Here is a 9927-nt window from a genome sequence, read left to right on the forward strand (position 1 = left end):
TGCCATGCCCAGCCAAGACAAGACCCATCCGCAGACTCAGGACTCGGTCCTGAGCACCCTGTACGACGCTACCGGTGATCTCGATACCGCTGAAAGCCTGGAAAAAAGCTTGCCGGCGTATCTGCTCACGGCTTCTGCGGCCACGCTGAACAAGCTGGATGAAATCAATCGTGAATTGCACACCCTGCAAGTAAAAGTCGACAAGGATCTGACCCGGCTCAAACCATTGCACAGCTTCTGCATCAGCGAACTCAACGCCGCGCTGAACGAGAAATGGCCAGCGTCCTATGACGTGGGCGAGGATGTGCTCAGTCTGCCGGGCGTCGATTGCGGCTGCGATGGGAAGGCGACGGATCAGGCCGATATCGACTTGGTCGAACACGCGACGCAGACCCTGTTGCAAGCAGCCATGCAGAATTTCACCGAAGACGAGGAGCAGGCCGATGGTTTCCCCGCCGGCAGTCTGGTGCGCGTCAAAAGTGTGCCCGCTGGCGTGAAAGATCTGACGCCGGCAGCGTTCGCAGCGTTGTGCCGCAAGCTGGATCTGGGCAAGAAATACCAGGAGCATCTGCAGCAAGTGTTCGGTCTGCGTGATGACTGCGGCAAAGTCGTAGCCACCAGTGCCATGACTCGCGATATCGCCGCATTGAAGCAATCGCTGCTGGAGCTGGACGCTCATCCTGCGCAGCTCAAGGGCGATATCACCGCGGCAGGTTTGCGCATGCTGCAGGATCTGATGCTGGCCGAGGGCGTCGCTTCGGCGCAAAACCTGCGCTACGGCAAAGACCCGATGATCATGCAGGGCGTCAGAATCCTCGACAGCTGCGTTTGGGGCGTCGTCGTATTTTCCAAACGCTCCGTGGAACAGCACCCTGAGGATGGATGCATGGTGTATATGCCCGGCGAGCCCGAGCGCGCCGTGTATGAGTACCCGAGTTTCAACGCGTTCAAGCGCTACCTCGCGCAACAACTCAAAAGCACGGAATATCAGGAGTATTTCGCCGGCAGCCTGGATGAAGATGACAAGGCGGACTTCTTCAAGGCGTTAGCTGAAAAGCCTGACCTGGGCGTCGTCGAGCATTGGCCGATCGATGTGCCGCTTTTCGATTTCATGGTGCAAAGCCATGTCGGAAAATTGCAGATCGACGCGCGCAAACTGGCGGTGCCAACCGCTGATATCGATGAAGAGATCCGACAGAAACGTCTGTTGGATTTCATTCAACGCGGGGTGACCGTGGCGTCGGTGGCAGGGCTGTTCGTGCCGGTCCTGGGACAATTGATGATGGGCGTCGCGGTCGGGCAGTTGCTCGGTGAAGTGTACGACGGCGTCGAGGACTGGCGCCGTGGTGATCATCAAGAGGCGCTGTCACATCTGCTCAGTGTGGTAGAGAACATCGCATTGATGGGCGTTTTTGCCGGCGCTCAGAAGGCGCTGGGAACACTGGGCAAAAAGCTCCTGCGTGCGCATCCGGAGTTCTTCGCGCAGTTCACCGCGATTCTTGATCGGGCAGGCAAGCCGCGCCTGTGGAAGCCTGATTTGAGCCCGTACGAGCATGCTTTGCCGGCCGGATTCACCATCGGTGCCGGTTCAAAGGAGTTCTACCAGATCGGCAACAAGACCATCGGCCGCCTCGAGCATCGCCTGTTGGCTGGCAACTTTGATATCGACACTCAGCACTGGCGCCTGGAACACCCCGCACGCGCCCAAGCCTATGCTCCGGAACTGATCCGCCACGTCGAGGGTGGCTGGCGCTTACCCGCTGAAGAGCCCGAAGAATGGGGCAGCAGCGCCTACACGCTCAAGCGCATCGATCCGCAGTTGAGCGAATTTGCTGACAGCGATCTGGATATCCTTCGCCGGCTGAGCAACACCTCGCAGCAGACCTTGCTGGAAACCTTCAACGACAATCTGAGCCTGCCTGTACGCCTGCGCGATACCGTCGAGCGCGTGCGCATCGAGCGCCAGTTTCGTGAGTTGACCACGGAACTGGAAAACGGCGAGATCCACTCCGAGCAGCCTCTTGAAGAACAGATGCATGCCTTGACGAAACTGCCGGGCTGGCCGACTGACCGGTACCTTGAGGTGATCGGTCATGAGGGAGACGTCGAAACCACTTACCCAGCAAACACCACGCTCGACGATACCTTGGGAGTGCCGGTCACCCAAGGTCAGTTGGCACTCGGGCGCTTGCTGCAAACCGTCATCGATGGTCTTTACGAGCATGAAGTCGAGGCCTTGCTCGGCGGCAAAGTCGCAAAAAGCACGCAAGCACCTGCGCTGGCGAAAAAACTCGGTGCTGCGCTCAAGTCCGATTACCGCGCGGCGTTCGAGCGGATGTACAAGCGCTATGACCACAGTGACGCGCAGGACCTGGGCAAATTACGCCAGGTCTTCGCCGACATTCCGGCGCGCCATGGTCAAAGGCTGATCGACCGTGCCTCGACTGTCGAGCGCCTGCACTTGCGCTCGACCGGGAGCGCGCCCTTGCGGCTGGGGCAGCGGACGCGGGCCGGTGTTGCCGAGGTGCGGCTTGACCGGGCGCTGAGCGGGTTGCACTGGTCGTGGCTGGCCAATGCTGACACCGACAGCCTGGCCATGAAATTACTGCCGCGCCTGAGCGGCTGGAACGCGCAGCTGCGTCTGCAAATGCGCGACAAGGCCTTGACCGGACCGATCCTCGAAGACATCGGCGATGCGTCGGCGACTTCGGAAAATACCGGTTATCTGGTGAAAACCACGCAGGGCTATGAGGCGTTTGGCGGCGACAAAAAATCCTTGGGCAAGGTGGCATCCGGCCCCGACGCTTTGTACATGGCCATCCTCAAGGCATTGCCGCCACGTCAGCGGGCAGCACTCGGGTTTGCCGATACCGGACAGGTCAGTACGCAACAGTTACGCAAAAAGCTGCTCAACGTTGCCCTCGACGAACGCGAGTTCACTGCGCGGGCATTGCGCGGCGGCAGTACGGAGTCACTTCCCGTCGAGCCGGCCTGTGTGCAAGGCGATCAGGTCCCCGTGGCTGGCCATTCACGCAAACTGCTGCGCAAAGCCCGCAGGCTTTATCCGCGTCTGAGCGAGCCGCAGCTCAATCAATTGCTCAACGAACTGGGTGATGATCCGTTGAGCCGTGCGACCCGGATCAAAGCCCTGCGTCAGGATCTGCAAACCCTGCGTGACGCGCTGTTTGTCTGGAGTGAAGATGGCGCCGCGCTGCAAGCCATGGGGGGCGATCTGGCCGAAGCGCGGCACAGTCGGAAAATGGCTGCCGAGCTGATCGAGGAAGCGTTTCGACGCTTTCATTGGGCCGCCAACGAGGAGGGAAAGAACCTCTGTACCCTCGATCTTGACGGCATGCGCATCGGTAAGGTGCCAACATTGCCGCCGTCGGTGAGCTTCGACCACATAGAGCAATTGTCGATGCGGAACATGGCGCTGGGTGATGATGTCGCGCACTTCCTCAAGTCCTTCAAACAGCTCGAGCTACTGGAACTGGGCAGCAACACGATCACCCGGTTGCCTGAAGTGTTGTCGCACATGCCGCGTCTGCAACGGCTGAGCCTGGCAAACAATCAGCTCAAGCTCACCGAGCAGACACTGGCGAAGCTGAACAGGCTGAGCACGTTGCGCTACCTGAATCTGGACAAGAATCCGTTGGGCGCCACCCCGGATTTCAGTCAAATGACGCAACTGCGCCGCTTGTCCCTGCAAGAAACCGGCATCACGGAACTGCCAGAAGGCCTGTCCAATTCCGTCCACATTGAATTGATGAACCTGACCGGGAATAAAATCAAAGAGCTGCCCGACTGGTTATTCCAGAAAACACGCCATTTCACCAGCGCACTCAAGCTGGGACTGAATCCTTTTTCCGAACGCAGCAAAACGCATCTGGAAAACTATCGCGATAATTTCGGCATCGGTATGGACTACCTCCCCGATGACATCGCACGGATGAACGAGCAAACGGCGCGCTCGCTCTGGTTGACCAAGGTCAGTGGCGAAGAGTGGGCAGAGCAGTCGCGCATCTGGGCGGCATTGCGTAGCGATCAGACGGCCGATGGCTTGTTCACTTTGCTGGCGCAACTGGGTGATACGGCGGACGGCAAACTGGGCAGCGCTGACATGCAGCGACGCGTCTGGGCGGTACTGAAGGCGGCGGAAGCTGACGAGCCACTGGGTCGTCAACTGCTCGACATCGCGGCCGATCCGCTTCATTGCACCGATAACGCGGCGCTTGTTTTCAGTCGCCTTGAAGTCGCAGTAGAAGTGGAGCGGGTAAGCAGCGCCGCAAGTGGTCGCAGGGTAACAGCCAAGGCTCTGTTGGAACTGGGTCGCAGTCTGTTCAGGCTGGACAAGCTGGAAGAAATCGCCCGGGAGCATTCGCTCCGGGCTCCAGAGGTCGATGCGCTGGAAATGAACCTTGCTTATCGCATCGGTCTGACCGATGAGCTGGGGCTGCGCGGTCAACCGAAAGATATGCTGTTCAGTGCCCAGAGTGGCGTGACGGCCGCGGATCTTGAAGTGGCAAAAAATCGCGTTCTGACCGCCGAACTTTCCCCGCAATGGCTGGATTACATGCAGGGGCGCACGTTCTGGCGTGACTATCTGCGACGCACATTTGTCCGCAAGTTTGCGCTGATCGATGACGCGTACGACCCGCAAATGAGCGCACTGTTCGACAAGAAGGATACGCTGCCCTCTGGCGATTATTTAAGTCAGAACCAGGCACTCAAGCTGGAAAAGGACCAGGCTGAAGACGTGCTGTTCAAGAGCCTGACGGAAGACGCGATACGGCTGATGGATCTGGGCATCTGCGAAATGCCCGATACGTGAAATTCACTTGCCGCGAATCAACTGCCTTAACGCGAAACGGTTGGGATGACAGGCTTCGGCTACGCTGCGCGGCAACGGCAGCGGCTCGTTGTCCAGCCACGCGGCGAGCAGCTCGCCGGACAGCGGCGCGGTGATCAGTCCGCGAGAACCGTGGCCGCTGTTGACGTACAGACCGTCGAGCCACGGGCAGGCGAGGTCCGGCACTTGCCGGGCGTCTTTGCTCAACGCTGCGTAGGTTTGATTGAAGGTTTGCAGATCAGCGAGCGGACCGACAATCGGCAGGTAATCGGGGCTGGTGCAGCGGAAGGCGGCGCGGCCCTCAAGATTCTCCAGTGGCTGCTCGTTGGTGTTGAGGCGGGTCAGCAGGTCGCTGGAAATTTCTTCGAGCATCGTCAGATTGCCTTGGTGCTCGGCACTCGTGGGCGTCAGGTCGTCGCTGTTGAAGTCGAAACTGGCGCCCAGGGTGTGCTCGCCCAGACGCGCCGGGGCGACGTAGCCCTCGGCGCACACCACGGTGGCCAGCGCACGACTGTCTGCAGTCTCAGCCAGACGCGTGATCTGCCCGCGAATACGCTTGAGCGGCAATTCTGCACTCTGGGCAAAACGTTTGATTTCGGCGGCTCCGGCCAGGATCACCACCGGCGCACTGGCGAGCAAACGTTCGCCGTCGAAGGCTTGCCACAGGTCTGCGACTTTGCGCAGTTCCAAAGCTTCGTGATGGCTGAGCAACTCAATGTTGGTGTGGGTCGCCTGGGCCTGACATAACGCCGGCGGATGCACCCAGCCGCCTTCGGGGTAGAACAAGCCGCCATGAGCCACGCCGACACCGGCGCGAGCCTGCGCTTGCGGCTGTTCCAGCCACTGCAAGAGATCTTCAGGAAACGCCGCCGCCAGTTGCCCGTGGCGCTCGGCTTCTTTGGCATTGAACGCCAGTTGCAGCACGCCGCAGTCATCCCAGTCGCTGCCGCGTTGCAGGCTTTCCAGCAGGCGCCGGGTGTAACCGAAGCCGCTGACGATCAACTGCGACAAGGCAGTGCCATGGGCGGACAGCTTGAGATAGAGCACGCCCTGCGGGTTGCCCGAGGCTTCTTGCGCGACGGCCGCGTGACGCTCCAGCAGACTCACTTGCCAGCCGCGCGCCGCCAGACTCGACGCCGTCGCGCAGCCGGCCAGGCCGGCGCCGATCACCAGCGCCCGGCGTTCACCGCACAACGGAGCAGGGCGGGCGAACCAGGGTTTCGCCGGTATGGGCGCCGCCACCTCGGCGGGCCAACCGAGAAATTCGCCACGCAGGATTTCCCACTTGTGGCCGATGCCCGGTGTGCGCTTCATCTTGAACCCGGCAGCGTTGAGCAGACGCCGGACCCAACCGGTGCTGGTGAAGGTGCTGATGGTCGAGCCCGGCGCAGCCAGACGTGCCAGCTCGACGAACAGCTCGGCAGTCCACATGTCCGGATTTTTCGCCGGGGCGAAACCGTCGAGAAACCACGCGTCGATCTGCGCATCGAGTTGCGGCAGTTGCTCCAGCGCATCGCCGATGAGCAAGGTCAGCGTCACTCGACCTTCGGCCAAAGTAATGCGCTGAAAGCCTTGATGAATCGCCACGTAGTGCCTGAGCAACTGATCGGCCAACGGCCTGAGTTCCGGCCACAGTGCCAAGGCCCGACGCAGATCCGCAGGCGCCAGCGGGTACTTCTCGACGCTGACAAAATGCAGGCGTGCGCCGGCCACTGCGTGTTGTTCGAACAGCTGCCAGGCACAGAGAAAATTCAGCCCGGTGCCGAAGCCGGTTTCGCCAATGACCAGACGTCCATCCGCCGGCAGCGCAGCGAAGCGTTCGGCCAAACGGTTCTGCTCAAGAAACACGTAACGGGTTTCCTCCAGCCCCGATTGGTCGGAAAAGTACACGTCATCGAACACCCGCGATCGTGGGCGTCCCTGGTCGTCCCAGTCGAGTTGGGCGTGGGGCATTTCGGCTTTCATGGCAGGCTCGGCAAACACAAGGCGGCCATTCTAGCCGATCACGCGCGAGCTGCCTGATCCAGCACAAGACGAGATTTGGGCGTGTCAGGGAAAATGTCAAAAGATCGCAGCCTTCGGCAGCTCCTACAGGGAAACGCATTTGGAGCTGCCGAAGACTGCGATCTGTTCAGGTGCTGCAATCATCCGCTAGTCTTGCTGAACCCTGGAAGGAGCCGTCCCATGTTTGAATCCGCTGAAATCGGTCACGCCATCGACAAAGATACTTATGAGGCGGCGGTCCCTGCGCTGCGTGAAGCCTTGCTGGAAGCGCAGTTCGAGTTGCAGCAGCAGAAGCGCTTTCCGGTGATCATCCTGATCAACGGCATCGAAGGGGCGGGCAAGGGCGAGACGGTCAAGCTGCTCAATGAATGGATGGACCCGCGCCTGATCGAAGTGCGCACCTTCGACCAGCAGACCGATGAAGAACTCGCGCGGCCACCGGCGTGGCGCTACTGGCGCATGCTGCCGGCCAAAGGGCGAATGGGGGTTTTCTTCGGCAACTGGTACAGCCAGATGCTCCAGGGCCGGGTGCACGGACTGTTCAAGGATCCGCGTCTGGATCAGGCCATCGCCGGCGCCGAGCGTCTGGAAAAAATGCTCTGCGATGAAGGCGCGCTGATCTTCAAGTTCTGGTTTCACCTGTCCAAGAAGCAGATGAAAGCGCGGCTCAAATCGCTGGCCGACGACCCGTTGCACAGTTGGCGCATCAGTCCGCTGGACTGGCAGCAGTCGCAGACCTACGACAAGTTCGTCAAATACGGCGAGCGGGTGTTGCGCCGCACCAGCCGCGATTACGCGCCGTGGCATGTCATCGAAGGCGTCGATGCCAATTACCGCAGCCTGGCGGTGGGCAAGATTCTCCTCGAAGGCCTGCAAAGTGCGCTCAAGCGCGCCGACGTCAATCCCCACGAAGTCAGTGCCGCGCCGCTGGGCACGCCGGTCGATCAGTTGAACCTGCTCGACAGCCTCGACCTGACCCAGCGTCTGGACAAGAAAGACTATGAAGAACAACTGATCACCGAACAGGCGCGTCTGTCCGGGCTGATGCGCGACAAACGCATGCGCCGCCATGCGCTGGTGGCGGTGTTCGAGGGTAACGACGCGGCGGGCAAGGGCGGGGCGATTCGCCGCGTGGCAGCCGCGCTCGATCCGCGTCAGTACAGCATCGTGCCGATCGCCGCGCCCACCGAAGAAGAGCGCGCGCAACCCTACCTGTGGCGGTTCTGGCGACACCTTCCGGCGCGGGGCAAATTCACCGTATTCGACCGCTCCTGGTACGGGCGGGTGCTGGTCGAGCGGATCGAAGGCTTCTGCACCCCGGCCGACTGGCTGCGCGCCTATGGCGAAATCAATGACTTCGAAGAGCAACTGGCCGATGCCGGCGTCATCGTCGTCAAGTTCTGGCTGGCTATCGACAAGGACACGCAGATGGAGCGCTTTCAGGAGCGCGAAGAGATTTCCTTCAAGCGCTTCAAGATTACCGAGGACGACTGGCGCAACCGGGAAAAGTGGGACGACTATCGCCGGGCGGTCGGCGACATGGTTGATCGCACCAGCACCGAGATCGCGCCGTGGACGCTGGTCGAGGCCAACGACAAACGCTGGGCACGGGTGAAAGTGTTGCGCACCATCAACCGCGCGCTGGAAGACGCGTTCGAGAAATCCGACAAGAAGGCCAAAAAGCACAAGGATTGAAGCGATGGCCGCGCATACGCCGGGTGAATGATCCTCGCGGTCGGTAAGAAGGTGGACTTATGCTCAGGTCCACTTTCAACCGACAACAACAATGAGGTATGCCATGCGTGAAGTGGTGATCGTCGACAGCGTGCGGACCGGCCTGGCCAAATCCTTTCGCGGCAAGTTCAACCAGACCCGCCCCGATGACATGGCGGCCCACTGCGTCAATGCCCTGCTGACCCGCAACGATATCGACCCGGCCAGCGTCGAGGACTGCATCGTCGGCGCCGGATCCAACGAGGGCGCGCAGGGCTACAACATCGGCCGCAACGTCGCGGTACTGTCGCGCCTGGGCACCGGCACCGCCGGCATGACCCTCAACCGTTTCTGTTCCTCGGGCTTGCAGGCGATTGCGATTGCCGCCAACCAGATCGCCTCCGGTTGCAGCGACATCATCGTCGCCGGCGGCGTTGAGTCGATCAGCCTGACCCTGAAAAGCGTCAACACCGATCACCTGATCAACCCGCTGCTCAAGCAACAGACTCCCGGCATCTACTACACCATGGGCCAGACCGCCGAAGTGGTGGCACGACGTTACGGCGTCAGCCGCGAAGCGCAGGATCGCTATGCGCTGCAAAGCCAGATCCGCACGGCCCAGGCCCAGGCTGCGGGTTTGTTCGATGATGAAATCGTGCCGATGGCGGTGAAATACCGGGTCGAGGACAAGAACAGCGGCGAAGTGCAGATTGTCGACGGCGTCGTCGAGCGCGACGACTGCAACCGCCCGGACACCACGTACGAAAGCCTTGCCGGTTTGAAACCGGTGTTCGCCGACGACGGTTCGGTGACGGCGGGCAATTCCTCGCAGCTGTCCGACGGTGCCTCGATGACACTGGTGATGAGCTTGGACAAAGCGCTGGAGCTGGGGCTCAAGCCGAAAGCGTTTTTCCGTGGCTTCACCGTCGCCGGCTGCGAGCCGGACGAAATGGGCATCGGCCCGGTGTTCTCGGTGCCGAAACTGCTCAAGGCCAAGGGGTTGCAAGTGGCGGATATCGATCTGTGGGAATTGAACGAGGCGTTCGCTTCGCAGTGCCTGTACAGCCGCGACCGGCTGGAGATCGACAACGACAAGTACAACGCCAATGGCGGCTCGATTTCCATCGGCCACCCGTTCGGCATGACCGGCTCGCGTCAGGTCGGGCATTTGATCCGGGAATTGCAGCGGCGCAATCTGCGCTACGGCATCGTCACCATGTGCGTGGGTGGCGGGATGGGGGCGAGCGGGTTGTTTGAGGCGGTGCGCTAAAGGATTGGTTGCCTGTTCAGGCCCCTTCGCGAGCAGGCTCGCTCCCACAGGTGACGGTATTCCCCCTGTCTCTTATACACATCTGACGCTG

General features: G+C 60.8%; 4 protein-coding genes. 3 read left to right on the forward strand and 1 reads right to left on the reverse strand.

The window, feature by feature from the left end:
* The first annotated feature begins 4 nt into the window (after window positions 1–4).
* The gene (locus tag AC0IXA_RS25605) at window positions 5–4831 is read left to right on the forward strand and encodes an NEL-type E3 ubiquitin ligase domain-containing protein (RefSeq protein ID WP_471814727.1); all 4827 of its coding nucleotides are present in this window, start codon (window positions 5–7) and stop codon (window positions 4829–4831) included.
* Window positions 4832–4834: 3 nt separating this feature from the next.
* Here AC0IXA_RS25605 and mnmC read toward each other — a convergent pair whose 3' ends face one another.
* The gene (mnmC, locus tag AC0IXA_RS25610) at window positions 4835–6814 is read right to left on the reverse strand and encodes a bifunctional tRNA (5-methylaminomethyl-2-thiouridine)(34)-methyltransferase MnmC2/FAD-dependent 5-carboxymethylaminomethyl-2-thiouridine(34) oxidoreductase MnmC1 (RefSeq protein ID WP_471814728.1); all 1980 of its coding nucleotides are present in this window, start codon (window positions 6812–6814) and stop codon (window positions 4835–4837) included.
* Between the two features lie 219 nt (window positions 6815–7033).
* Between mnmC and pap the strand changes: the two genes are divergently transcribed.
* The gene (pap, locus tag AC0IXA_RS25615; RefSeq protein ID WP_016770941.1) at window positions 7034–8548 is read left to right on the forward strand and encodes a polyphosphate:AMP phosphotransferase; all 1515 of its coding nucleotides are present in this window, start codon (window positions 7034–7036) and stop codon (window positions 8546–8548) included.
* A 103-nt stretch (window positions 8549–8651) separates the two neighbouring features.
* Window positions 8652–9836, forward strand: a complete 1185-nt coding sequence (locus tag AC0IXA_RS25620) for a thiolase family protein (RefSeq protein ID WP_471814729.1) — start codon at window positions 8652–8654, stop codon at window positions 9834–9836.
* Window positions 9837–9927 lie beyond the last annotated feature (91 nt).

It is taken from the genome of Pseudomonas sp. AC083 (assembly GCF_979253165.1).

What these genes read in the sequence shown, in the direction of transcription:
- mnmC (WP_471814728.1), bottom strand. Translation starts at nt 6,814, where the DNA reads ATGAAAGCCGAAATGCCCCACGCCCAACTCGACTGGGACGACCAGGGA.
- pap (WP_016770941.1), top strand. Translation starts at nt 7,034, where the DNA reads ATGTTTGAATCCGCTGAAATCGGTCACGCCATCGACAAAGATACTTAT.
- AC0IXA_RS25620 (WP_471814729.1), top strand. Translation starts at nt 8,652, where the DNA reads ATGCGTGAAGTGGTGATCGTCGACAGCGTGCGGACCGGCCTGGCCAAA.
- AC0IXA_RS25605 (WP_471814727.1), top strand. Translation starts at nt 5, where the DNA reads ATGCCCAGCCAAGACAAGACCCATCCGCAGACTCAGGACTCGGTCCTG.